Source organism: Kitasatospora sp. NPDC057542, assembly GCF_042801945.1.
Lineage (GTDB): Bacteria > Actinomycetota > Actinomycetes > Streptomycetales > Streptomycetaceae > Kitasatospora.
Window position 1 is genome coordinate 15296 of sequence record NZ_JBHVFE010000024.1, and the last position, 24092, is coordinate 39387.

The 24092-nt window shown below is 76.0% G+C and carries 16 protein-coding genes; 6 read left to right on the top strand and 10 right to left on the bottom strand.

The window, feature by feature from the left end:
* Positions 1-32: 32 nt before the first annotated feature.
* The gene (locus tag ACFU7Y_RS05495; protein ID WP_380766552.1) at positions 33-1100 is read left to right on the top strand and encodes a TolB family protein; all 1068 of its coding nucleotides are present in this window, start codon (positions 33-35) and stop codon (positions 1098-1100) included.
* 130 nt (positions 1101-1230) lie between these two features.
* Positions 1231-2298, top strand: a complete 1068-nt coding sequence (locus ACFU7Y_RS05500; protein WP_224285213.1) for a serine protease — start codon at positions 1231-1233, stop codon at positions 2296-2298.
* 62 nt (positions 2299-2360) lie between these two features.
* Here ACFU7Y_RS05500 and ACFU7Y_RS05505 read toward each other — a convergent pair whose 3' ends face one another.
* A complete protein-coding gene (locus ACFU7Y_RS05505; protein ID WP_380766553.1) occupies positions 2361-2945 on the bottom strand; it encodes a hypothetical protein in 585 nt (194 codons plus the stop codon).
* Between the two features lie 60 nt (positions 2946-3005).
* A complete protein-coding gene (locus ACFU7Y_RS05510; RefSeq protein WP_224285487.1) occupies positions 3006-3527 on the bottom strand; it encodes a MarR family winged helix-turn-helix transcriptional regulator in 522 nt (173 codons plus the stop codon).
* A gap of 80 nt (positions 3528-3607) precedes the next feature.
* On the opposite strand from ACFU7Y_RS05510, the gene ACFU7Y_RS05515 reads away from it, so the two are divergent.
* Complete coding sequence (locus ACFU7Y_RS05515; protein ID WP_380766554.1) at positions 3608-4918, top strand: MFS transporter; 1311 nt, start codon at positions 3608-3610, stop codon at positions 4916-4918.
* 15 nt (positions 4919-4933) lie between these two features.
* Here the strand turns inward: ACFU7Y_RS05515 and ACFU7Y_RS05520 are convergent, their stop codons facing one another.
* Positions 4934-5818: an alkaline phosphatase family protein gene (locus tag ACFU7Y_RS05520; protein WP_374120111.1), complete on the bottom strand. Its 885-nt coding sequence runs from the start codon at positions 5816-5818 to the stop codon at positions 4934-4936.
* 338 nt (positions 5819-6156) lie between these two features.
* Here ACFU7Y_RS05520 and ACFU7Y_RS05525 point away from each other — a divergent pair, with 338 nt between their 5' ends.
* Complete coding sequence (locus ACFU7Y_RS05525) at positions 6157-7419, top strand: serine hydrolase domain-containing protein (protein WP_380766555.1); 1263 nt, start codon at positions 6157-6159, stop codon at positions 7417-7419.
* Between the two features lie 118 nt (positions 7420-7537).
* Here ACFU7Y_RS05525 and ACFU7Y_RS05530 read toward each other — a convergent pair whose 3' ends face one another.
* Both ACFU7Y_RS05530 and ACFU7Y_RS05535 read right to left on the bottom strand, forming a co-directional pair.
* A complete protein-coding gene (locus tag ACFU7Y_RS05530; RefSeq protein WP_380766556.1) occupies positions 7538-9907 on the bottom strand; it encodes an ATP-binding protein in 2370 nt (789 codons plus the stop codon).
* Between the two features lie 266 nt (positions 9908-10173).
* Positions 10174-12801 (bottom strand): BTAD domain-containing putative transcriptional regulator, encoded by a 2628-nt coding sequence (locus ACFU7Y_RS05535; RefSeq protein WP_380766557.1) that lies wholly within the window; start codon positions 12799-12801, stop codon positions 10174-10176.
* 304 nt (positions 12802-13105) lie between these two features.
* On the opposite strand from ACFU7Y_RS05535, the gene ACFU7Y_RS05540 reads away from it, so the two are divergent.
* Positions 13106-15934: a BTAD domain-containing putative transcriptional regulator gene (locus tag ACFU7Y_RS05540; RefSeq protein ID WP_380766558.1), complete on the top strand. Its 2829-nt coding sequence runs from the start codon at positions 13106-13108 to the stop codon at positions 15932-15934.
* A gap of 84 nt (positions 15935-16018) precedes the next feature.
* Here ACFU7Y_RS05540 and ACFU7Y_RS05545 read toward each other — a convergent pair whose 3' ends face one another.
* Entirely contained in the window at positions 16019-16657 is a 639-nt protein-coding gene (locus ACFU7Y_RS05545) for a sigma-70 family RNA polymerase sigma factor (protein ID WP_224285637.1), read from the bottom strand.
* A 285-nt stretch (positions 16658-16942) separates the two neighbouring features.
* On the bottom strand, positions 16943-17320 hold the full coding sequence (locus tag ACFU7Y_RS05550) for a hypothetical protein (RefSeq protein ID WP_380766559.1): 378 nt from the start codon (positions 17318-17320) through the stop codon (positions 16943-16945).
* 275 nt (positions 17321-17595) lie between these two features.
* On the opposite strand from ACFU7Y_RS05550, the gene ACFU7Y_RS05555 reads away from it, so the two are divergent.
* A complete protein-coding gene (locus tag ACFU7Y_RS05555; RefSeq protein ID WP_380766560.1) occupies positions 17596-18582 on the top strand; it encodes a MinD/ParA family protein in 987 nt (328 codons plus the stop codon).
* 69 nt (positions 18583-18651) lie between these two features.
* Here ACFU7Y_RS05555 and ACFU7Y_RS05560 read toward each other — a convergent pair whose 3' ends face one another.
* The 3 genes from ACFU7Y_RS05560 to ACFU7Y_RS05570 all read right to left on the bottom strand — a co-directional run.
* Entirely contained in the window at positions 18652-19896 is a 1245-nt protein-coding gene (locus ACFU7Y_RS05560) for a S8 family serine peptidase (RefSeq protein ID WP_380766561.1), read from the bottom strand.
* The gene (locus ACFU7Y_RS05565) at positions 19893-23258 is read right to left on the bottom strand and encodes a right-handed parallel beta-helix repeat-containing protein (protein ID WP_380766562.1); all 3366 of its coding nucleotides are present in this window, start codon (positions 23256-23258) and stop codon (positions 19893-19895) included. The genes ACFU7Y_RS05560 and ACFU7Y_RS05565 overlap by 4 nt, the downstream gene beginning before the upstream one ends.
* A 93-nt stretch (positions 23259-23351) precedes the next feature.
* A partial coding sequence (locus ACFU7Y_RS05570; protein WP_380766563.1) for a hypothetical protein occupies positions 23352-24092 on the bottom strand: 741 nt, incomplete at its 5' end.

Below are 24092 nucleotides of genomic sequence, written 5' to 3' on the forward strand. Positions count from 1 at the left end.
GAAGCGAACAGCACCCGAGGGGGACGTGGAAGATGTCCGTGCACAACAGCTCCGTGCGGAACCGGTTCGGCACCACCGCGGCGATCGCGCTGATGGTCAGCGTCGGCGCCGTCCTGGTCTCCGCCTGCGGCCCCGAGAACGGCGACTCCGCCCCCACCGCCGCCCCGACCGGCGCCGCCCCCGGGGCGGCGGCGCCGGGGACGACCGCGCCCGGCGCTCCCGCCCCCTCCGGCAGTGCCGCGCCCGGCGGCAAGGTGGTCAACGGCACCTCGGCCGCCAACCACCTGACCATCTCCACCGGCACCAGCACCGTCGCGCTGAACGGCGCCACCGTCGACTTCGGCACCGTCGTCCGCGACCTGGCCTGGTCCCCCGACGGCAAGAAGGCCGCCTTCGTCAACGGCAACGGCGACCTGATGACCGCCAACCCGGACGGCAGCGGCAAGGTCGTCCTCGCCAGGAACCCCGGTGGCGAGACCTGGTCCCACCCGACCTGGCAGCACGCCACCGCCGACCCGAGCGTCATCGCCGGCGCCGAGGCGCTGGAGCGGTACGCCGCCATCGTCTTCACTTCCGAGAAAAGCGGCACGCTGCGGCTGGCGAAGGTCCTCACCAAGTCCCCCGGCGCCACCCCCGAGGTGCTCACCCCGCGCATCTCCGAGGGCGGCGGCGATCCGCTGCCGCAGCCGCCGCAGACCGGCAACACCTGGGCCAACGCGGGCGGCCACCGGGGCGAGATCGTCTACGCCAACACCCCGGCCAACGAGGTGTACCTGTACGACGACTACATCCGGCCGGCGACCCGGGACCTGGGCAAGGGCTCGCAGCCGGCCCTCGCCCCGGACGGCGAGCACGTCGTCTTCGTCCGCTCGGTGAACGGGCACGACCACCTGTTCACCCGCTCCACGCAGATCGACCAGACGGCCGAGAAGGACCTCACCCCGTCGGCCACCACCGACTACACCGAACCCGCCTGGTCCCCCGACGGCAGGACCATCGCGGTCCGCACCCCGGACGGCATCAGCACCCTGCCCGCCGACGGCTCGGCCGCGCCGACCCAGGTCTCCACCATCAAGGGCCTGCCATCCTACCGCCCCTGATGGCAGATCAGCTGCGGTGGCGACCACCGATACGAGGCCGAAACGCCGTTACCGGAACCTGATCCTTTCGACGGCGGACCGAAACCCGCTCCACACGGAAGCCTGACGTGCCGCGCCTACGGTGCCGCACATGCCCAAGACACCTGGAACGAAGGCCACCGACCGCACACTGCCCCGCAGGCTCGCCGCCGCGGGCGCCCTCCTGCTGAGCGCGACCACGGCGGCGGTGCTGCTGCCGAGCACGGCCCTCGCCGCGGAACGGGAAACCGTCACGACGCACTCCGGCACCACCACCGCGCAGGAGCGCGACCGGATCGACGCCTACTGGACGCCCGACCGGATGAGGCTGGCGGGCGCCCTGGTCCCCGAGATCACGCCCGTCCCCGAGGACGACAACACGCCCGACGACCCGCGGCCGCTGCCCGCGGACACCCCCGACCCCGGGGCCGTGTGGACCCACGGCGGAGCGGTGAACCGGAGCGTCGGGCGGCTCTTCTTCACCTTCTCCGACGGCTACGACGGCAGTTGCACCGCGACCGTCGTCAACAGCGCCAACCGCAGCACCGTCATCACGGCGGCGCACTGCCTGCGGGGTGTCGGGGCCCCCACGGCCGACGACACCTGGAACCACAACCTCTACTTCGTGCCCGGCTACCGCAACGGGACCAAGCCGCTCGGCGGGTTCAGCATCAGGACCATGGCCACCTCCTCCCGCTGGGACGCCGATCCGGCCGGGACCACCTCGGACGCGGTCGCCGCGGCCGGTCACGACACCGGCGTCCTGGTGGCGAACCGTTCAGCCGGGGGGCGGCGGATCGCGGACGTCACCGGCAGCCAGCAGATCGCGTTCACCCCGCCCGCCGAGGGCGAGTTCGTGCACGCCTTCGGGTATCCCAAGGACCGGCTGAACAACCCCGGCGGCCGGTACACCGGTTCGCGCATGATCCACTGCGCCGGACCGGCCCGACCGGGGCCCAAGGCCCCGCTGCTGTGGGGCGAGACCTGCGACATGTCGCACGGGGCCAGCGGCGGCCCCCACTTCGCCCGGTTCGACCCGGGCACCGGGACCGGCACGGTGGTCGGCGTCACCACCACCACCGAGGAGCTCGCGGGCGGCCCGGCCGGCACGCTGTACGCCACCCGCCTCGGGGACGGCGCCCACCGCCTCTACGACTGGGCGCAGACCCGAGCGGTCTGACCCCCGACGCCCCGGCTCGGCCCGGCCCGGTCGGCACTTCCCGCCGGCCGGGCCGGCGGGCCCTACGAGGTCTTCGCCAACTCGGCGCGCAGCTCGGCCAGGTGTTCGTCGGCCGACTCGTGCGGCAGGAACTCGACCACGTCGAGGAAGCGGAACAGCACCCGGGTCTCGGTGACCGCGTACTCGTAGTCGCCGAACCCGACCACCGCGCCCGCGCCGCCGCGCGCCGCACCCCGGACGGCGGCCGAGGTCAGCTCGTCGGCGGGGTCCTCGGCGCTCGCCCGCCGCCGGGCGTTGGGGCGCGCCAGGTACGGGCAGACCATGGCGGCGTAGAGCATGCAGGCCCGGTGGCCGGGGCCTTCCATGGTGGGTGCGAGGTTGCGGTACGGCTGCCCGGCCGCGAGCGCCCCGGCGATCGCCTCGCTCTCGGCGGCGCCGACCACCCGCCACACCGGTCCGCGCTCCATGAACCGCCCGCACACCGAGCACCGGCGCTCCAGCGCGCAGTCGGCGCTGCGCCCGTGGTCGGTCAGCGCGAACTGCGGCACGTCGCCCTGCCACGGCGTGATCGCGGGCACCGGGTAGCCCCGCCCGTCCCGGGGCCGCGCCCCCACGCCCTCCGGCACCGGCACACGTTCGAATCGCACGCCCCTATCGATACCAGGGGCGGGCACCGCGGGTCGACCCCGGCGGCCGGGACCGGGCTCCTACCCCTCGCCCTCCTGAGCCAGCATCACCTTCCGCAGCAGGTCCGCCAGGGCGCGCCGTTCCTCCTCGGACAGCACGCCCAGCAGCCGCAGCTCCTCCCGGCCCACCACGTCCAGGGCCTCGCGCCAGGCGGCCCGCCCGGCCTCGGTCAGCACGATGTCGACCTTCCGGCGGTCCTCGGTGGACGGCGTGCGCAGGACGAAGCCGCGCCGCTCCAGGGTCTCCAGCCGGCCGGTGACCGAGGCCGGGGCGAGGTTGAGGTCGGCCCGGAGGTCGGAGGGGGCGGCATGGCCGCCGCGGCCGGCGAGCACGTGCAGGGTGTCGAACTCGTGCTTGTGCAGGCCGTAGTCGGCGACGCCCTGTTCGCGGACCCGGCCGAGGTGGCGGGTGAGCCGCGACATCCGGGTCACGGAGGCCTCGATGTCCGGGTCGAGGCCGGGCAGTACCGGTTGCCAGCGGTCGACGTGGCCGTCCGTCCAGTCACGGGGCGGGGCGTCCTGCTGGTGGTGGTGCTCGGCCATGGAAGGAGTCTACAAAGGCTGAAGCAACGGCATCAAAATATTCGTTGCCAAAATTTCGACACCGAAATATGGTGCGGCGCGTGACACCACACCCCCTGAGCCTGAGCGGCTTCCGCCTGCTCTTCATCGGCCGGACGATCTCCACCCTCGGCGACGCCGTCGTCCCCGCCGCCCTCGCCATCGCCATCACCCGGGCCACCGGCTCCTCCGCCGCGCTCGCCCTGGTGCTGGGCTGCGCGGTGGTGCCGAAGCTGCTCCTGCTGCCCTTCGGCGGGGTGGCCGGGGACCGCTTCGACCCGCGCCTGGTCGCCCTCACCACCGACCTGGTCCGGGCCGTCGCCCAGCTGCTCGTCGGCCTGGAGCTGCTCGGCGGGCGTCCGAGCCTGACGCACATCGCCCTCGCCTCGGCCCTCGGCGGCATCGCCTCCGCCTTCGCCATGCCCACCGCCTCGCCGCTGGTCGCGGCCACTGTCCGGGGCGAGCTGCGGCTGCGGGCGAACGCCCTGCTCGGCACCGCGACCGGCGCCGCGCGCCTCGGCGGCCCGGCGCTGGCCGGGCTGCTGGTGTACACGGCGGGGCCCGGCTGGGCGTTCGTGCTGGACGGCGCCTCCTTCGCGCTGAGCGCCGCGCTGCTCACCCGGCTCACCGTCGACCGCGTCGAGAGCGCTCGGGGCGCCGAGAGCGCCACCGCCGAACCGCGCTCGCTGCTCCGGGACCTCGCCGAGGGCTGGGGCGAGGTGCGCTCCCGGGACTGGTACTGGACCAGCCTGATCGCCCACGGCGTGTGGAACGGCGCGAGCGCCGTACTGCTCACCCTCGGCCCGCTGATCGCCACCACCCGCCTCGGCGGCGACGGCGCCTGGGTGGCACTCACCCAGGCCGGGGCGGTGGGTCTGCTGGTCGGCTCGCTCATCGCCGGGCGCGTCCGCCCCCGCCGCCCGGTGCTGGCCGGCAACCTCGCGCTCGCGTTGTACGGGCTGCCGCTGCTCGCGCTGGCCGTCCCGGCTCCGGTGCCCCTCGCGGTGGCCGCGCAGGCGGTGGCGATGGCCGGGCTGGGCTTCCTGAACCCGGTGTGGCAGACGGTGGTGCAGCAGGACGTCCCGGCCGGGGCCCTGGCCCGGGTCACCTCGTACGACTGGCTGCTCTCGCTGGGCGCGGCCCCGCTCGGGTACGCCCTGGCGCCGCTCGCCGCCGACGCCTGGGGCAGCCGGGTGCCGCTGCTGGCGGCCGCGGCGCTGGTGACGCTGGTCTGCGCGGGCACGGCGGCGGTGCCCGGGGTGCGCAGGCACGGCGCGCGGCCCTCGGCCGTGACCGGGACCACCTCCGACACCGCGCCCGAACCGACGGCCGAGCGGCCACCGGCCCGGGCTCAGGCTCGGGTCAAGCCCTGATCACCGTGACGTGGCTCAGTTCCAGATGCCGGTGATGTCGGCGGCGGAGGCCGCGTTGCCCGCGTGGCCGGTGGCGCCGGACAGGTCCTCCAGGGTGCGCAGCACGTTGTAGTGGTTGTAGGTGGTGGAGCTGCTGCTGCCGGGCGTCACGTGGGCGCCGTAGATCACGGTCGGGATCCGGTTGCCGGACAGCTTGTTGTCCTCGTCGAAGGTGACGACCAGCAGGCTGTTGTGGGTCTGGGCCCAGGCGGCGTACGCACCGAGGTTGTTCTTGATCCAGGTGTCGCCGGTGCCGACCGAGCAGTCGTGCATGTCGCTGCAGAGGTTCGGCACCACGAAGGAGACGTTCGGCAGGGTGCTGTAGTCGGTCGGGAACTGGGCGAAGGTCTTCGCCGAGCTGAGCGGGACGTTGCCGAAGCCGAACCACGGGTTGTGCTTCTGGGCGTAGCTGCCGCTGCTGCACACGGTGCTGCCCTGGCTGGGCAGGGACTCGTTGTAGCTGGCCCAGGTCTTGCCGGCGGCGATGACCTCGGAGGCGAGGTTGGCGGCCTGGAAGCCGCCGACCGTCACACAGCTGTCGTCGACGGTGCCCTGGGTGGAACCGGAGAACAGCGCGTAGTAGTTCGGCTCGCTCGGGTGGGTGATGCCGAAGGACTGGGTGAGGTTGGCGCCGCCCGCCTTCAGGGTGTTGTTGATGTACGGGGCGCTGCTGCTGCCGATGACCTGGGTGTAGGCGTGGTTCTCCATCACCACGACGACGATGTGGTCGGGCGTGGGCAGCGCGGCGGCCTGGGCAGTGGTGGCGGTGGCCGCCCAGAGGCCGGCGGAGGCGGCGACCAGGGCGACGGCCGAACCGATCGCGGTGGCGGTGCGGCGGGAGCGGGGGTTCAGGGGCTTCATGGACGAAGTCATGACAATTCCTCGGGTGGGAGACGGCCCGGTGAGCCGGGCCCGGGACGGGAGGTGCCTCCGTGGTCGGCGAGGGGAACACCGGAGCGCGCCGGAGTGCGCGAAAGCGCCCGAACAGCATGGGGCGCGTCCGTCGACGCGGGTAGACGACGGCAGGTGAAACCTTGGCCCCGGAGCGGGAAACGAACGGTGCGACCGCCGAACTCGCCACCGACAACGGGAAATTCGGGCGAACCTGTTCACATTGCCACCAACCGCCCGGGCCGGTGATAGTGATCTCCGAACGGCGCGGTCGGACACTGCGTCAGCTGACGAGAGAACCGAGGAACATGGCGAAGACCAGCCTTCTGCGTCCGCTCGCGGTGGCCGCCGCCGGCGCCGTCCTGGTGGCGACCGGTGCCCTGCCCGCCGCGGCGGCCGGCCAGGACACCACCGACGCGCCCGCCCCCGACCTCGCCGGTGTGCGCGCCGCCCTCCAGGCCACCACGACAGCCGGTGCCCCGGGCGCCTTCGCGGTGATCCGCGACCACGGCGGCGCCGATCGGACCCGCTCGGTGAGCGTCGGCCTGGCCGACCTGGACGGGACCCCGATGAACTCCTCGTGGAGGTTCCGGGTCGGCAGCAACAGCAAGATGTTCACCGCCGTTCTCGTGATGCAGCTGGCGCAGGAGGGCCGGATCGACCTCGACCGGCCGCTGCGCGAGTACCTGCCCGAGGGCACCCTGCCGGAGGCCTGGACCATGACGGGCCGCCAGGTGCTGGAGCACCGGGCCGGCGTCTACGACCACACCAACGACCTGCTGGAGCAGGCCGGTGAGGAGACCACCAGCGCGTTCGAGGCGCGCATCCGCACCAAGGTCTACGACCCGCGCGAGCTGGTGGCGATGTCGGTCGGGCACGGCGTGCAGTACACCCCCGGCAGCCGCTACTCCTACTCCAACACCGACTACGTGCTGATGGGCCTGGCGATCGAGCACCTCACCGGTCGGCCGTACCCGGAGGTGCTGGACGATCGCATCATCCGGCCGCTCGGCCTGCGCAGGACCTCCTTCGTGGTGCCCGCCCAGGAGATCCGCGGCGCCCACGTCACCGGCTACCTCACCAACGACGACCGCAGCAGGCCGCTGCTGGACTCCACCGAGCAGACCGGCTCCTGGGTGTGGGCCGCCGGAGCCGTCATCTCCACCGCCGAGGACCTCGACCGCTTCCTCGGCGCGCTGATGGCCGGCAGCAGCGGCGGGCTCGTCTCGGACGCCTCGCTCCAGCAGATGACCGCCGCCCTGCCCACCCCCACCGCGAAGATCGCCTACGGCCTGGGCCTGCGCCGCATCTCGCTCTCCTGCGGGGACGTGTACGGCCACGGCGGCATCGTGCAGGGCTTCAACAGCCAGTCCTTCACCACCCCGGACGGGCGGCGCAGCGTGGTGGTCTTCGCCAACGCCTCCAACAACGGCTCGGTGACCCAGGGGCTGATGAACACCCTGGAGCCGGCCTTCTGCGGCAAGCAGCCCGCCGTCGCCCCGCGGACGGCCTTCGCGCCGGCCTCCGTCCCGGTCGACTCGCTGCCGGTGGTGGAGGACACCCGGATCTGACCGGCCGATCGGCCCGTGCCCGCCTCCGGTTCGACCGGGGCGGGCACTGTCATGGCCGGGCGCCGCGGGCCGCTACCGGACCGGGTCGGCCACCGGGCGCGGTCTCGTCGAGCGCCGTTCAGTGCCGGCCGGCGCCCGCCGAGCGGGGGCCCTCCGCACTCAGGTCGGTGAGCGCCTCGGTGAGCAGCTCGCGGGCCTCCTCGGCGCGGCCCTGCTCGATCAGCGCGGTGCCCAGTTCGGTCAGCGTCTTGGTCATGCTGTCCGGGCGGCCCACCGCCTCGAAGTGCACCAGGGCCTGCCGGTAGGCCTTCTCGGCAGCCGGCCAGCGCTTCAACGCCGCGCGGTCCAGGCCGAGTTCGTGCGCGGTCATGGCCGCGAGCAGGTGGATCAGCGGCGAGGACCAGCGCTCCACCAGCTCCAGCGCCCCGGCCAGGGCCCGCCGGCGCGAATCCGCCGCCTCCTCGGCCCGGCCGGACTCCCGCAGGCAGTTGGCGGCGCCCCGCAGGGTGACCAGCCGGCCGATCATCGCCGACCGGTTGGCGACCCCGGCGAAGGCGTCCGCCGCCCGGTGGAAGGCGTCGGTCGCCTCGCGGTAGCGCTGGAGGTAGCGCAGGCCCGAGGCGAGATAGGTGAGGGCCCAGCCCTCCTGCTCCCGGTCGCCCACGGCGCGGGCCAGCTCCAGCCCCTCGGTGGCCAGTTCGACGCCGCGCCGGTAGCGGTGCAGGCAGGTGACGTACGTCCAGGCCAGGTAGTTGACGTGCACCGCCTCGACCTGCCTGTCCCCGATCGCGCGGGCGGCGTCCACCGAGAGCTGGAACACCTCGGCCCAGATGCCCCAGCTCAGCAGCCGGTCGGAGAACCAGTGCATCGCCTCGGCGGTGTCCACCACCTCCTGATACCGGCCGGCCTGCTGTGCCTGGTGCAGGGCGGCCAGCCACTCCGGGTGCTCGTACTCCAGCCAGGCGGCCGCCTCGGTGAGGTGCGCGGTTGCGGACCCGCCGGTGCCGGTCCCGTCCGTGGCGTGGTCGGGGTCGAAACGCAGTCCGTAGGCGGCCGCCCGGCCGAGGATCCGGCGGCCGGCCCCGGTACGGGCCTCGGCCAGCTCCTGGGCCGTCTCGTCGGCGGCCAGCCGCTCGCCCGCGTAGAGCCGCACCAGGTCGTGCAGGCGGTAGCGGTCCGAGGTGGCCGGCTGCATCAGTCCGGCGTCGACGAGCTGCTCCAGCACCAGCTCGGTGCGGGCCGCCGACCGGCCCGCGTAGGCCGCGGCGATCTCCGCGGTGAAGTCCTGCCCGGCGGTCAACGCGCAGCGCCGGAGGACGAGTTGGGACTCGGCGGGCAGCCGCCGATAGGACAGTTCGAAGGCCGGGCGGACGGCCAGGTCGCCCGTCTCCAGCAGGTCCAGCCGGTTCTCCTCGGCGGCGAGCTGGCGCACCAGGTGGGCGACCGGCTGCTGCGGACGGGCGACCAGGCGCTGCCCGGCGATCCGCAGCGCGAGCGGCAGGTAGCCGCAGAGGCTGGCCAGCTCGGCGGTGGCGTCGGGTGCGGCCTCGATCCGCTCGCGGCCGGCGATCCGGGCCAGCAGGACGGCCGCCTCGGCCGGGGACAGCACGTCCAGGTTCAGCCGGTGCACCGACTCCAGTCCGGGCAGCACGTTGCGGCTGGTCAGGATGGTCACGGCCGGGCCGGAACCGGGCAGCAGCGGGCGCACCTGGCTCTCGTCGGCGGCGTTGTCCAGCACCAGCACGAGCCGCCGCTCACGGACCAGCGCCCGGTAGAGGCCCGCCCGTTCCTCCGTCCCGGCGGGCACCGCGGCGTCGGCGACGCCCAGGGCGCGCAGCACCTGGCCGAGCGCGTCCCGGGCGGACAGCGGCTGCGGGGACATCCCGCCGAGGTCCAGCGAGAGTTGGCCGTCCGGGAAGCGCGGGGCCAGGGCGTGGGCGGCGTGCAGGGCGAAGGAGGTCTTGCCGAGGCCGGGCTGACCACTGATCAGCACCACGCGCGGGTGGGCCGGCTGCTCGTCCTCGGCCAGGCGGTCGAGCAGGGCGAGGGCGTCCTCCCGGGCGGTGAAGTCGGCGATGTCGCGGGGCAGCGCGAGGGCGCTCTGGCCGGTCTCGGCGGGGGCCGTCGCCGGGGCGTCGGCGCGTGGGGCGTCCGGGCGGGCGGCTTCGCGCGGGGCGGACCGGCGGGGCCGGGCCTGGCTCCCGACGGGCGCCGAGCCCGGCCGTGCCCCGCGCGGGCGGCCGGACTGCGCGGCCCGGTCCAGCGCCTGCGCCTGCGTCCCGTCCAGCCCGAGCGCCTCCGCCAGGGCCCGTACGGTGCGCCGCTGCGGTCCGCGGGTGCGGCCGCGTTCCATGTCCCCGAGGGCGCGCAGGCTGACACCGGCGGCCGCGGCGAGCTCCTCCTGGGTCAGGCCCGCCGCCACCCGGTGCCCGGCCAGCAGACGGCTGAACTCGTTCGCGTCCGTGTCCGTACCGCCCCCGGCCGCCATGCCCCGCCCCCACTCCGTCGGTCCTGCGCAGTTCCGCACTTCCGCCTGGAGTCGCCTCCGGCGGTTCGTTCCAGGCAGAAGTATGCCCCGGTCGGGGAGTTCCTCCTACTTCGCTCGTCGGCAGGGTATCCGCCCAGGTCAGACGGAATGTGCGCGGGCGGGGCCGCCGGGCGGGGGGCGGTTGCACGGGGGAGCGAACCGCCGATAGTTCCGCCTGTGGTTCCGCTGGTCGAACAGCGGTTTCCCGCCACCGGCCCGACGGATCCCTACCCGAGCCGTCTCTCCTGCGCGCCCTCGACCGTGCGCCCGAGGGCGTCCAGCAGGTCGGCGAGCAGGCCGTGGGAGCGGGCTTCCAGGGCCGGATCGCCGACGGTGCGGCCGAGGGCGACGGCGAGCCGGGCCGAGGAGAGCGCGGCGTCCCGGCGGCCGAGGGCGTGCAGGGCGCGGGCCCGGCTGTGGGTGGCGAGGACGGCCTCGGCGCCGCCCGAGCGGGCGGTGGCCGCGCGCACCGCCTCGTCGGCGCGGCGCAGGGCGGGCCCGGGGTCGCCGGCCAGGACCAGCGCGTCGGCGAGGTCGGTGAGCGAGCGGACCAGCAGGTGGTCGGTGGCCGGAGTACGGGCGGCGGTCACCAGGTCGCCGAGCATGGGCACCGCCCGCTCGTACCGGCCGGCCCGCAGCAGGGCGGCGGCCACCCGGCTGCGGCAGTGGTGGCGCAGCGCCGCGTCGCCGGCCCGGTCGGCGGCCCCGACGGCGAGCTCCAGCTGGTCGGCGGCGGTGCGGTGGGCCCCGCGGTCGATGTGCAGGACGGCGAGGTCGGTGGCGAGCCGGGCGACCGCCGCCTCGTCACGGTCCGCGTGCGCGGCGCGCAGCCCGGCCTCGACCACGGCCCGCCAGTTCGTCCGGTCGTGGCCGGTGGTTTCGTACAGCAGGCTGGTCCGGTGGGCGAGTTGCCAGGCCTCGGCGGTCCGCCCGTACTGCTCGGCGCAGAGCACGACGGCGCGCAGGGCGCTCTCCTCGCGGCGGAACCAGGCCGCCACCCGGGCGCCGCCGCCGGCCTGCGCGCTCGCAGCCGTCCGGCCGGCGGTGACGTCGAGGTAGTGGGCGATCAGCCGGTCGAGGGCGAGGAACCGTTCGTCACAGGTGAGTTCGGCGGCCTGCGCGGCGGCGTGACGGCGGACCAGCTCGGGCCGGGCGTACCGGCCGGGGCTGGTCTCCTCCAGCAGGTGGACGGCGTCGAGCCTGGTCAGCAGGGTGCGGGTGGTGGCGGGCGGGAGGTCGGCGAGGGCGGCGGCGGTGTCGGTGCCGATCTCCGCGCCGGGGTGCAGGCCGAGCAGGGTGAACAGCCGGGCGGCGTCGGGCGCCAGCGTGCGGTACGTCCGGTCCAGCGCGGTGGTGAGGCCGAGCGGACCGTGGCCGGTGCCGGTGCCGGAGAGGGCGGCCAGGCCGGTCTGCTCGTCGGCGAGTTCAGCGGCGAGGTCGGCCACGGACCAGTCGGGCCGGGCGGCCAGGCGGGCGGCGGCCAGGCGCAGCGCGAGCGGCAGGTGGTCGCAGCGCTCGGCGAGTTCGGCGACCGCCTCCGGCTCACCGGCCGTGCGGTCCGCGCCGAGGGTGCGGGCGAGCAGGGCGGCGGCCTCGTCGGGGCCGAGCCCGCCCAGCGGCAGCGGGACGCCGCCGGTGCGGACCAGCAGGTGGCGCAGCCGGCTGCGGCTGGTGACGATCGCGACCGGGGCGGGCTCGCTGTCGGTGGCCGGCGGGTCGGGCAGCAGCGGGACGAGCTGCTCGGGGGAGGCGGCGTCGTCCAGCACGACCAGCATCCGTCGGCCGGCGATCAGTTCGCGGTAGCGGCGGGCGCGGTCCTCGGGTTCGGCGGGCAGCGCGTCCGGGGCTTCACCGAGGGCGGTGAGGAACTCCCCGAGCACCTCGGCGGGTTCGCGCGGCCCGTCCGGGTCGAAGCCGCGCAGCTCGGCACGGAGGACGCCGTCCGGGAAGTAGGCGTCGCCGCACCGGGCCGTCCACTGCCGGACCAGGCTGGTCTTGCCGACCCCGGCAGGGCCGGTGACCAGGATCGGGCGGCCGTCCCGTGCGGCGGGCAGCACCTGGTCCAGCCGGGCGAGTTCGGCGTTCCTGCCGACGAACCGGCGGTCGGCGGCGGGCCGGGCGCCGAACGGGGCGGCGGCCCGGCGCAGTTCCGGACCGGGTGGCCAGGTGAGCCGGGCCACGGCGCGCTCGTAGCACTCCCGTGCCTCGACGCTCCGCCCGTCCTGCTCCAGGCAGCGCACCAGCCGGGCGGCCAGCGCCTGCCGGGCGGGGTGGCCGTCGGCGGCCTCGGCGAGTTCGGCGGCCAGCTCGCCACCCCGGCCGGCCCGGAGCAGGCCGTCGGCCAGCCGCTCCAGGGCGCGCAGCCGCAGGTCGGTCAGGTACGGGAGCATCCGCTCGCGCAGCAGGGCGGAGCCGCAGTCGGCGAGCGCCGGGCCGCGCCACAGGTCCAGCGCGGCGCGCAGCAGGGGCAGTGCCGGGTCCGGCGAGACGCCCTCCGTCGGGGTGGCGGGCTCGGGGAGCAGGACGCCCGCCTGCTCGCAGAGCCGGCCGAAGCGCAGCACGTCGACCCGGTCGGGCTCGCCGGCCAGCAGGTAGCCGGACCCACGGGTGCCGAGCTCCAGCCCGGGGCCGTCCAGCAGCTGGCGCAGCGCCGCGACGTGGCCCTGCAGAGCGGCCCGCGCGGTGGGCGGGGCGCAGCCCTCCCAGACCAGCTCGATCAGCTCCTCGGTGGCCACCGTCCGGTTCAGCTGTACGGCGAGCGCGCTCAGCAGTGCCCGGCGCTTGGGCGCCGAAGGCGTCACCGCCGTCCCGTCCTCCCGCCGCACCACCACCGGTCCGAGCAGATCGATGTGCACGCGTCTGTTCCCCTCCCCCGCCAACGACTCCCCGGCCGGTTCGAGGATAGGGCCGACCAGGCCCTTCACACCGGGTCGGGCCCGTCTCCGCACCGTACCGGCGGGGTACGACAGGGCGGTCCCGTCCACCCGTCGCGGTCCGCCGCCCCTCCGGTGCAACCTTCGGCCGCCCCGTGGCGTCCACCGAGGGCAGGAGCGACTGCCGGACTGGACCGGACATGTTCTCGCACTACACTGCTCCACCCCGAGGGCCGGTGAGCGCTTCGGGTGTGATGCGCGGTTTGCGATGAGGTGGTGGGTACTGGTGCGGATTCGACTGCTCGGGCCGGTGGAGTTGCGGGTCGGGGCAGACGGCTTCACCGGCGTGGCGGGTGCTCAGCGGCGGGCCGTGCTGGCACTGCTGGCGCTGCGGCTGGGGCACCTGGTCACCGTGGACCAGCTGTGCGAGCTGCTGTGGGACGAGCAGCCGCCGCCGAGCGCACGAGCAGCCGTGCAGGGGCACGTCGCCGCGCTGCGGAAGGTGCTCGCCGACACCCCCTTCGAGCTGCACACCCGGGACTCCGGCTACCTGCTGGACGGGCCGGCCGGCACGGTGGACGCGCTGCGCTTCGAGGAACTGACCGGCGCGGCCGACCGGCAGGCCGGGCTCGGCGCCTGCACCGCGGCGGTCGCGCTGCTGGAGGAGGCACTGCGGCTGTGGCGCGGCGAGGCCCTGGCCGACCTGCCCGACACCCCGTTGCGCGCCGCCGCGGTGGACCGGCTGAAGCAGTCCCGCACCGCCGCCCTCCTCCACTGGGCCGGGCTGCGGCTGGGCCAGGGCACCGGGGCGTCGGCCGTACCGCTGCTGGAGCAGGGCGTACGGATGGACGGGCTGCGCGAGGAGCTGGTGGCGCTGCTGATGCGCTGCCTGCACCAGGCGGGCCGGCCCGCCGAGGCGCTGACCGCCTACCACCAGGCCCGGGTGCGGCTGGACGACGAGCTGGGCATCAACCCGGGCCCGGCGCTGCGGGCGGCGCTCGCCGTGGTGCTGGCCGACGACCGCGCGGTGGAGCCGCCGCCCACCGCTCCCCCACGTCCCGAACCGGCGCCGCTGCTTCCACTGGTCCCGCGCCAACTCCCCCGCCGCCACCCGGACTTCGTCGGCCGCACCACGGACCTGGCCCGACTCGACCGGGCCTGCGGGCCCGCCCGCGCCGGGGACGGCCCGGTGCTGGTGGTCGGCCCGGCCGGGGTCGGCAAGAGCGCGCTGGTCACCGACTGGGCCCACCGGGTCGCCGACCGCTTCCCGGACGGCCTGCTCCACGCCGAGCTGCACGGCCTCGCCCCGGACGGCCCGGCCCTGCCGGAGGCCGTCCTGGCCCGCTTCCTGCGGGCACTCGGCGTGCCGGAGGACGGCGTCCCCGCCGAGCGCGCCGCCCGGGCGGCGCTCTACCGCGAACGCAGCAGGGGCCGGCGGCTGCTGGTGCTGCTGGACGACGCCGCCGACGCCGACCAGGTCGCCGACCTGCTGCCCGCAGGCCCGGCCGGCGCCGCCGTGGTCACCGGCCGGGGCTCGCTGGAGGGCCTGGTCACCCTTGAGGGAGCCACCCTGCTGCGCCTGGCCGCGCTGCCCGAGGACGACGCCCTGCACCTGCTGGAGCGCGCCCTGACGCCCGAGCGGCTGCGCGCCGAGCCGGAGGCCGCCGCCCGCCTCGCCGGGCTCTGCGACCACCTGCCGCTCGCCCTGCGGATCGCCGCCGCCCGGCTGGCCGCCCGGCCGGACTGGACGATCGCCGAGCTGGTCGCCGAACTCGCCGACGAACGGACCAGGCTGGCCGCCCTGGACGCCGACGGCACACTCTCCGTCGCGGGCCGGCTCCGGCTGACCCACCGCCGGCTCTCCGAGCCCGCGGCCGAACTGCTCACCGCCCTGGCCGCCCACCCCGGCCGCGAGGTGGACACCCCGGCGAGCGCCGCACTGCTCGGCAGCGACACCGCCGCCGCCCACCGGGCGCTCGGCGAGCTGGCCTCCCACCACCTGCTCACCGGCACCGCCCCCGGCCGCCACGCCCGCACCGACCTGGTCCGGCTGTACGGCGCCGGGCTGCTCGCCGAACGGCCCGAACAGCACCGGCGGCTGCTCCGCGAGCGCCTGGCCGACCACTACCTCGCCGCCCTGCGGCACTGCGGCTTCTTCCTCGACCCCGGTCAGGAGGACACCGCCCCACCCGCCCCTCCGGCGCAGCCCCTACCGACCGCCGTCGACATCCGCACCGCGCTCGACTGGTTCGACGCCGAGGAGCCGGCGCTCTCCGCCCTGATCGCGTCCCCCGACACCGATCCGGCGCGCGCCTGGCGGCTCGCGCTGACCTGCGGCTCGCTCTACTACGGCGCCAGCCGCTTCACCGACTGGCTCGCCTGCGCCCGGCTGGGACAGGCGGCGGCCGAACGGTGCGGCGACCCGGTGGCGGTCGCGCTGCTGCTCAACTGCCGGGCACAGGCGCTGGTCGCGCTGGAACGCCGGCAGGAGTCCGCGGAGGCGGCCCGGAAGGCGGTGGCCGCCGCCGCGTCCGCGGCCGGCCCCGCGGCCGCGTCCGCGCACGTCCGGGCGCTCGCCACGCAGGCGCTGGTCACCGCGATGCTCGGCCACTGCGCCGAGGCCGAGCGGCTGGCGGCCTCCGCCACCGCGCTCGCGCTGGAGTCCGGCGACCGCCGGCGGCTGGTCGACGCCAAGGTGCACCAGGGCTGGGTGCACCTGGCCGTCGGGGACCTGGAGGGCGCCCGGCGCCGGTCCCGTGAGGCCCGGGAACTGCTGCCGGCCACACCGGTCACCCAGGTCCACCTCTGGTCACTGCTGACCGAGGCGCAGGCCCTCCCGCCGACCGTCCGCGACGACGCCGCCGACCTCGTCTGGCACCGGCTGCTCGCCACCTGCGAGGAGGCCGGCCTGCTGTACCTGCACGCGCTGGCCGAACAGTCCTACGCCGCCCACCTGTTGGCCCGGGGACGGGAGCCGGAGGTGCGCGGCCGGCTGCGCACGGCGCTGGACCGCTTCCGCGCGCACGACCGGCAGGCGGGCCACCTCAGCGAGTTCACCACCAGCCTGGAGGAGTCGCTCAGCCTCCGCGCCGGCCAGCGGCCGACGGACGGCTGAACCGGACGGCCCGGGCGGCGGGAAGCGCAGGCCTCGCGGGCGGCCCGGGCGGCGGGCCGCGGGCTGCCGGAACAGGCCGGCCCGTCAGCGGGCGGCCGAGGCCGCCCCGTGCTCCGCCGGTGCGTACCCGTGCTCCGCCGCCAGCACCGGGCGCAGCGCCCGGATCGCGTAGAAGTTGCGGGACTTGACCGTCCCCGGCGGCACCCCCAGCCGGGCCGAGGCCTCCAGCACCGAGCGGTCCTTGAGGTGCAGCTCGACCAGCACCTCGCGGTGGTGCTTCTGCACCCGGCGCAGCGCCAGCGCGATGTCCCGGGCCACCACCACCTGCTCGTACGGGTCGTCGGCGACCGGCCGGTCCTCCGTCGGCTCGCCGATCACCTCCTTGGCGCGGGCGGCGGCCATCCGGTAGTGGTCGATCGCGATCCGCCGGGCGACCGTGAACAGCCAGGGCCGGCTCGCCTCCGGCCCGGCCGCCAGCGCCTCCGGGTGCTGCCAGGCACGCAGCAGGGTCTCCTGGAGGATGTCCTCGGCCTTGCCGCGGTCCCCGCCGGTGGCCCGCAGCAGCGCACGCAGCAGGTACCCGCCGTGCAGCCGGTGGATCTCGGCGAGCGTGTCGGGGTCGAGGGTCGGACGGGCCTGGACGGTGGCGCCTTCCGGTGCGTCCACCGGACCCTCGGACGGCGGGGTGACGGACGTGGGCTGGGCGACGGACGGCTTCGACACGCGCTACCTCTCAGGTCGGGCGGGGGGCGCAGCACGGGCAGGGCAGGCTGGGCACCGGCCGGACGTGCCCGGCGGTGGCTGCGACAGCACACTGCCGGAGGCCGCCAAGTCCGCACCAAGGATCCGCCAACGCCCCCATCCGAGACACCCGGCCCGACCCCGAGTGCCGTCGTTGGCGGGCGCCGGCCGCTGTTGGCCGGTCGTTAGCGGCCGTGAGCCGCGGCTGTTCCGCCGCCGCCCCGTTCGGCGCCCGGCCCCCGCCGAGCGCCGGACGGCCCGGCGGTGTCAGCCTTCGGTGAGCGCCCCGAGCAGCTCCTGCACCCCCTCCTCACCCCGGTGCTCGATCAGCACCGCCACCCAGGTCGCCAGCCGCTGCCGCTCGGCCGCCGACCAGTGCGGCGCCGACGGGTGCTCGTCCACCACCAGTGCCGTCGCCATGCCCAGCAGCCCCGGAGCGGGCCGCGGCTGCCACCAGCCCTCCGGCACCGCGCGCAGCGCCATCCGCCGGGCGACCGCGATCACCTCCGTCGCCGCCGCTTCGGGCACCGCCAGCCCGGCCGGCCCGGACACGCTCGGCGCCCCCGCCCGCACCAGGGCCGCGACGAACGCCCGCGCCTCCGGCCCGTCCGCCGCCATGCCGCGTCCCTCCCCCGTCCCGTTCACGGGACTCACGCTCCTTCCGACTCGGTGGCACTCGGCGGACGCCGGGTGCCACCGAATGACGGTACCGATCGGTAGCCGGTCGGGCAGAGGGTTTTCCGATGAGGCGCCTCCCGACGTGACACGGGGCGCCCCGTGCGCCCTGCCCCGCTCAACGGGCCTTCCACCGCACGTGGTTCACGTGAACCGGAGGCACTCCTTCAGCCGTAGTCCCGGCTGTACGGGCCGGCCGGACCGGAGGCACCGGTCCGGCGGACCATGGACCGGGAGGTCATCCGATGGCTTTCTCCGACGGCGCCGCGGGCGCGGGCACCACCACCCCGGCCGCACCCGACTACTCGCCGGCCGCCTGGCCCGAACCGGTCCCCCTGCTGCCCCGCAGCCCGCTCGACCCACTCGGCACCGTCCTGATCCCGCCCGCCGAGCGGCAGTTGTTCACCCGGGACCTGACCGTCGAGCCGACCTCGGCGGCGCCGCAACCGGCCGTCCCCCCGACGGAGCCGCCCCCCGGCGGCCAAGGCGCCTGGGCGGCACCCGGCCTGCTGCCCGCCCCGCCCGCCCAGCGCCCCGGCACGGACCGCCCACGCGCCCGGCTGCTCCCTCTGCCCGGCAGTGGAGAGGCACGGCGGCGGCGCCTGCTCGAACGTGTCCGGGTACCGCTGCGGGCCTGCCACCGGATCGCCGTCCTGGGCGGCCCCGCCGAGGGGGCCGTCACCGTCCTCGGCGCGCTGCTCGCCGAGCACCGGGCCGACCCGGTGCTCGTCCTCACCACCGCCGGGTCCGCCGGGAGCGAGTGCCGCCCGGGCGGCCGGCTCGTGCTGCGGTCCGTACGGCCGGACCCGGCCGCCCTGCGGGAGGCCCTCGGCGAGTCCGGCGGCCACTACCCGGTGGTCCTCGCGGACACCACCGGCGCCGGGGCCGAGGTCCAGCTAGCCGCCGTCGAGCACGCCGACCAACTGGTTCTCTGCGCCCCGGCCTCCGCCGCCGGCGCCCGCACCGCCGACGCCCTCCTCGACCACCTCACCGCCCTCGGCCACGACGGCCTGGTCCGCGGGGCGGCCGCCGTCTTCACCCCCGCCCCGGCCACCGACCGCCCGATCGCCGACCGCGACCTCCTCCCCCACTTCCGCACCCGCTGCCGCGGCGCCCTCACCGTCCCGGCCCACCCGCACGCCGACCCCGCCGCCCTGCGCTCCCGGGCCCGCCTCGACTACCTCGAACTCGCCGCCCTCATCGGCGACGGAATGGCCGACCGCCAGGGCTGACGGCGCGGCAGCCCCGCGTGACCGACCGGCCCGCCCCGGCGGGCCCGGGCAGCCGACGGCGCCGCCCCGTCAGCCCTCCTCCGCCCGACCCGGGCGCCAGCCTCGGGCGCGGGCCCGGGGCGCCACTGCGCCGGCCGCCGCCACCAGGGCGATGACGGCGAGCGAGGCCAGGGCGACGAGGCCCGCTCTGGTGCCGGCGTGACTGGGGGGTGGGATGGGGGGCATGGCGGGGGCGGCGGCCGCGGTGGGCGGCGCCGCGGTGGCGGGGACCGCGAGGCGGGTGACGGCGGCGACCGGGTCGACGGTGCCGTGGCCGTACCGCGGGTCGGGGCTGTGGTAGGCGGTGGCTTCCAGGCGTTGGGTCAGCTGGTCGACGGTCAGGTCCGGGCGGTAGCCGAGGACGAGGGCCGCGGTGCCGGCCACGAAGGCGGTGGCGAAGCTGGGCCCGGCGCCGGTGTAGTAGCCGCCGGGGGCGGGACCGGGGCCGGTGACGGCGTCGCCGGGGGCGGCGAGGTCGATGCGGCCGCCGACCAGGACGGCCGAGGCGCCGTCCGGAAGCGCGCCGCCGGGGGCGAGGTCGCGGACGGCGAGTACCTCGGGGTAGGCCGCCGGGTAGGCCGGGCCGGGTTTGGCGGTTCCGGAAGTGTCGGACTGGGTGGTGTCGGGTGCGGCCGGGGCGACGATCAGCGCGCCCTTGCCGCGCGCGGCGCGGACCGCGGCCGCCAGGGCGTCGGTCCCGTTCGGCAGCGCCACCCCGACGGCGATGACCCGGGCGCCCCGTTCCGCGGCCGTGGTGATGCCCTGGGCCAGCAGGTCCGCCGAGGCGGTCCCGGCCTCGTTGGTGACCGAGACGGCGAGGATCCGGGCGCGCGGCGCGAGGCCGGCGAAGCCCGCGCCGTCGCGCTGGTCGGCGGCGATCAGGCCGGCCAGGAAGGTGCCGTGGCCGACGCAGTCCTGGGCGGGGTCGGGGCCGCCGGGCAGCGGGGCCAGGTCGAGCCGCCCGGCCAGCAGGCCGCTGCCGTCCTTGACCCCGGAGCCGAGGACGGCGACGGTGACGCCCTCGCCGCGGCTGAGCGGCCAGACCCGGTCGGGCCGCAGGAAGGTCTGCGGCCAGGGGGTGAGCTGGGTGCCCTTGGTGGACGGTGCCAGGCAGCCGGCCGGCCGCCCGCTCGCGTCGCGCCGCTGCTGGCTGACGCCGGGCAGGGCGTCGGGGGTGTCGGCCGCGGCCGTGCCCGCCGGGAGCAGAAGCCCGGAGGCCAGCGTCCCGGCGGCCAGCATCCCGGCGGCCGCCCGGACGCGGGCCGTCGGCCTCACGCGAGGCTGCCGATCCGCTCGACCGGGATGTCCTGCGGCAGCAGCAGGCTGAGCTCGTCGAGGTCCGCCACGTCCAGCCGGGACAGCCGGCCCGCCTGCCGGGTGATCATCGCCTCCAGCACCTGCCGGGCGAACCGCCCGTTGCCGAAGGACCGGTCGCGCGGGACGGCGCCGAACAGGGTGCCGAGCGCGGCCAGGGTCTCCGGGGTGCAGGTGTAGCCGGCGGCCTCGGCCTGCACCCGGACGATGGTGACGAGTTCCTCGTCCGCGTAGTGGTCGAAGGTGATCTCCCGGGAGAACCGGGAGGCCAGGCCGGGGTTGGAGGTGAGGAAGCCGCGCATCTCCTCCTGGTAGCCGGCCACGATCACCACGACCTCGTCGCGGTGGTCCTCCATCAGCTTCATCAGGGTGTCCACCGCCTCCTGTCCGAAGTCCCCGCCGGTGCCGTTGCGGGGCGTCAGGGTGTACGCCTCGTCGATGAACAGCACGCCGCCGCGGGCGCGTTCGAAGGCGTCCCGGGTGAGCTGGGCGGTGTGGCCGATGTAACGGCCGACGAGGTCGGCCCGGGCCGTCTCGATCAGCTGGCCGGAGGGCAGCACGCCGAGTTCGGCGAGGAGTTCGCCGTAGAGCCGGGCGACGGTGGTCTTGCCGGTGCCGGGCGGGCCCGAGAACACCAGGTGGTGGCTGATGGTGGCGGCGGGCAGCCCGGCCTCGATCCGGCGCCGGGTCTGCCGGGTCAGGTTCACCAGGTCCTCGACCTGTTCCTTGGCGGCGGCGAGGCCGACCATGGCGCGCAGCCGGTCGAGCAGGCCGGGTTCCTCGGCCTGCTCCTCGCCGGCGGCGGCCGCGGCGGCCTGTTCGCCGACGTCGGCGGGCAGCAGCCGGGTGAGCTCCGCGTTGTCGAAGTGCTCCAGTTCGGCGAGCCGGGAGGCCTGCCGGTCGACCATCTCCTCGAACACCTTGCGGGCGGCCCGGCCGTTGCCGAAGTCGGCGCCCTTGGGCATCCGGTCGAAGTGCGCGACGAGCGCCCCCCGGGTGCCCTCGGCGAGCTCGTAGCCGTGTCCGCCGGCGGCGTGCTCGACGATCGTGGTGAGCTCGTCGACGCTGTAGTTCCGGAACTCGACGGTGCGGCTGAACCGGGAGGCCAGGCCCGGGTTGGAGGCCAGGAACTCGCGGATCTCCGCCTCGTACCCGGCGACGATCACCACCAGGTCGTCGCGGTGGTCCTCCATCAGCTTGACGAGGGTGTCGATGGCCTCCCGGCCGAAGTCGGGGCCGGTGCCGCCGGAGCCCGCCGACAGGGCGTACGCCTCGTCGATGAACAGCACCCCGCCGAGGGCCTCCTTGACCACCTCGGTGGTCTTCAGGGCCGTCCCGCCGATGATCGAGGCGACCAGGTCGGCCCGGGCGACCTCGACCAGGTGGCCGCTGCGCAGCACGCCGAGTTCGGCGAGGATCGCGCCGTAGAGCCGGGCGACGGTGGTCTTGCCGGTACCGGGCGGCCCGGCGAAGACGAGGTGCCGGCTCATCGGCAGGGCGGGCAGCCCGGCCTGCTCGCGGCGGCGGGCCAGCTTGTTGAGGTTGACCAGGGTGGCGACCTGCTCCTTGACGCCCTCCAGTCCGACCAGGGTCTGGAGGACGGCCTGCGGGCCCTGCGGCCCGGCCGGGGCGGGGCCGGGCCCGGCGGTTCCCTCGGCCGGGGCGTTTGCCCCGTCGGCGGCGGGCACGGCGCCGGGCTCGGCGGTGGCGACCGCCGCCGAGCCGTGGACGTCCGGCGAGCGGTTGTCCCGGCTGTCGAGGTTCTGCACGGCGAGACGGTCGGTCGGCTCGGTCTGCCGCAGCCCGGAGCCCTGGTTCTCGGCGGCCACGCAGTCGGTGAGCCGGACGGGCTCCACGGTCTCGGAGCGCAGCCCGTCCACGGTGTTGTCGCCGAGCTGGCAGGAGGTCAGGGTGGCGCGGGCGCCGGACAGCAGGTGCAGCCCGTGCCGCCGGTTGGTCCGCAGCCGGGTGCGGGTGGCGGTCAGTTCGCCGCCGCACTCGACGCTCGCCCCGTCGAAGGCGTTGTCGGTGGACTCGACGTCGCGCAGGGTGGCGACGCCCTCGGCCCCGACCGAGATCCCGCAGGACCCGCTGCCGCGCACCAGGCTGCCGCCGAGGTAGGTGTTGGCGCCGTCGGCGATCCGCACGCCGTGCTTCCCGGCGTCGATGACGGTGACGTCCTCCAGCCGGCCGCGCCCGTCGCGCAGCGCCTCGATCCCGTGGCCGCCGGCGGCGGTGACGGTGCTGCGGCGCAGCAGCGGGTTGGCGCCGTCGCGCACCACGACGCCGACGCCGGCCGCGTCACGGACCTCCAGGCGGTCGAACTCGGCGGCGCTCTCCCCGGTGAGGTCGACGCCGTCGGTCCCGGCGTCGCGCACCACCGCCCGCACCAGGCTGGGCCCGGCCGACTCGCCGACGTGGATGCCGGCCTGGGCGGGGGCGGTGACCTCGCAGTCCTCCAGGGTGCCCCGGGCCCGGCCGGCGATGTGCAGGCCGTGGCCCTGGGGGCGGACGGCGCGGCAGCGGCGCAGCAGCGGGTCGGTGCCGTTGGTGAGGACGTAGCCGTGGCCGCGCACGGCGGTGACGGTGCAGTCCTCCAGCACGACCCGGGCGGTGGAGCCGACGAAGACGCCGAGCGCGCTGTCCCGGATCTCGGTGCGCAGCAGGCGCGTGCTGCTCTGCTCCTCCAGGGCGACGGCGGGCTTGTCGGTGGCGGAGATCTCGCAGTCCTCGACGACGCCGCGCGACTCGCCGTTGGCGCACAGGCCGTTGCCGCGCGCGTCGCGCAGCACGCAGCGCCGGACGGTCGGGTTGGCCCGCTCGCCGATGACCACGGCCGAGGTGCCCAGGTGTTCGATGACGCTGTCCTCGATCACGCTGGTGCCGGTGGAGGTCTCCACCAGCCCGGCGCCGGCCGGGTTGGTCACCCGGCTGCCGCGCATGGCGAGTTCGCCCTGCTGGCGGGTGAGCACGGCGGTCCACGCGCTGCCGATCACCTCGCAGTCCTGCATGGCGAGTTGGCCGCGCGGGACGTCGACGGCAGGCAGGTCGTCGTCCTGCCCCTGGAGCACCAGGCCGGTGAGCTGGACGGCCTCGGTGAGCACCTGGACCACCGAACCGCGCCGGGGGCTGATCCGCACGCTGCCCCGGACGTCCTCGGCGGTGATGCTCACCACCTTGGTGAGCACCAGGTTCTCGTCGTACCGGCCGGGGCGGACCGAGATCACCGCGCCGCTGCGGGCCGCCTGGAGGGCTTCGCCGATCGTGCGGTAGGAGCCGGGCTCCCGCTGCTCCGCGCAGACCGTCAGCACCGGGCGCGACATGCCTGGGGTTCCCTTCGTCGTGGGGCGTTGTGGTTCGGGGTGGTTCAGGGGTTCGGTGGTTCGGGGCTCGGTGGTTCAGGGGGGCGGGCGGGGTCAGGCCGTGCAGGTGGCGCGGACCGCGCTGGCGGCGTGGTGGGCGAAGGTCTCGGTGCTGCCCGACCAGTCCAGGCCGCGGCTGTGCAGCGTCACCGAGATCGGGCCGCGGTAGGAGAACGGGCCCTGGTTCACCCAACTGCCCCGACTGGCCGTCTGGTTGATGGAGAACGAGCCGATCTGGCCGCCACCGCTCTGCACGGTGTAGGAGCTGGGGTTGCCGCCGACCTGCTTCACGTCGCCGCTGGCCGGGATGTAGACGGACAGGGTGCAGCTGCTGACCTTGTCCACGGTGAAGGTCCAGACCACCGAGTTGCTGTTGTCGTCCTTGTTCGCGTCGCCGGACATCGGCATCGAGGCGTACGTGCCGTTGCAGCCGTCGCCGCCGTAGCCGCCCGAGTTGTTGCGCCAGCCCTTGGTGCCCTGGTCGTACCAGCCGTTGATCTTGTACTGGCCGCCGCCCGAGCAGTACGGGCCGGCGATCACGGTGACCGGTGCCGGCGGCTTGGCGGCGGCCGGGGGCGGCGCGGGCTGCTGGGCCGCCGGCGGGTTCGCAGCCGGGGGCTGGTTGGGGGCCGGGTTGGCCGCGCCGCCACCGCCCGTGCCACCGGAGGCCGAGCCGCCCGAGGCGGCGGCCGCACCGCCCTGGGGGCGGTCGGTCCCGCCGCCCGCAGCGGGGTTGGCCGCGCCGCCGCCGGGACGGGCGGCCGTACCGGCGCCGCCGGTGCCGTTGGGGACGAC

What these genes read in the sequence shown, in the direction of transcription:
- ACFU7Y_RS05520 (WP_374120111.1), bottom strand. Translation starts at nt 5,818, where the DNA reads ATGAAGCCCCTGAACCCCCGCTCCCGCCGCACCGCCACCGCGATCGGT.
- ACFU7Y_RS05525 (WP_380766555.1), top strand. Translation starts at nt 6,157, where the DNA reads ATGGCGAAGACCAGCCTTCTGCGTCCGCTCGCGGTGGCCGCCGCCGGC.
- ACFU7Y_RS05530 (WP_380766556.1), bottom strand. Translation starts at nt 9,907, where the DNA reads ATGGCGGCCGGGGGCGGTACGGACACGGACGCGAACGAGTTCAGCCGT.
- ACFU7Y_RS05565 (WP_380766562.1), bottom strand. Translation starts at nt 23,258, where the DNA reads ATGTCGCGCCCGGTGCTGACGGTCTGCGCGGAGCAGCGGGAGCCCGGC.
- ACFU7Y_RS05500 (WP_224285213.1), top strand. Translation starts at nt 1,231, where the DNA reads ATGCCCAAGACACCTGGAACGAAGGCCACCGACCGCACACTGCCCCGC.
- ACFU7Y_RS05495 (WP_380766552.1), top strand. Translation starts at nt 33, where the DNA reads ATGTCCGTGCACAACAGCTCCGTGCGGAACCGGTTCGGCACCACCGCG.
- ACFU7Y_RS05510 (WP_224285487.1), bottom strand. Translation starts at nt 3,527, where the DNA reads ATGGCCGAGCACCACCACCAGCAGGACGCCCCGCCCCGTGACTGGACG.
- ACFU7Y_RS05555 (WP_380766560.1), top strand. Translation starts at nt 17,596, where the DNA reads ATGGCTTTCTCCGACGGCGCCGCGGGCGCGGGCACCACCACCCCGGCC.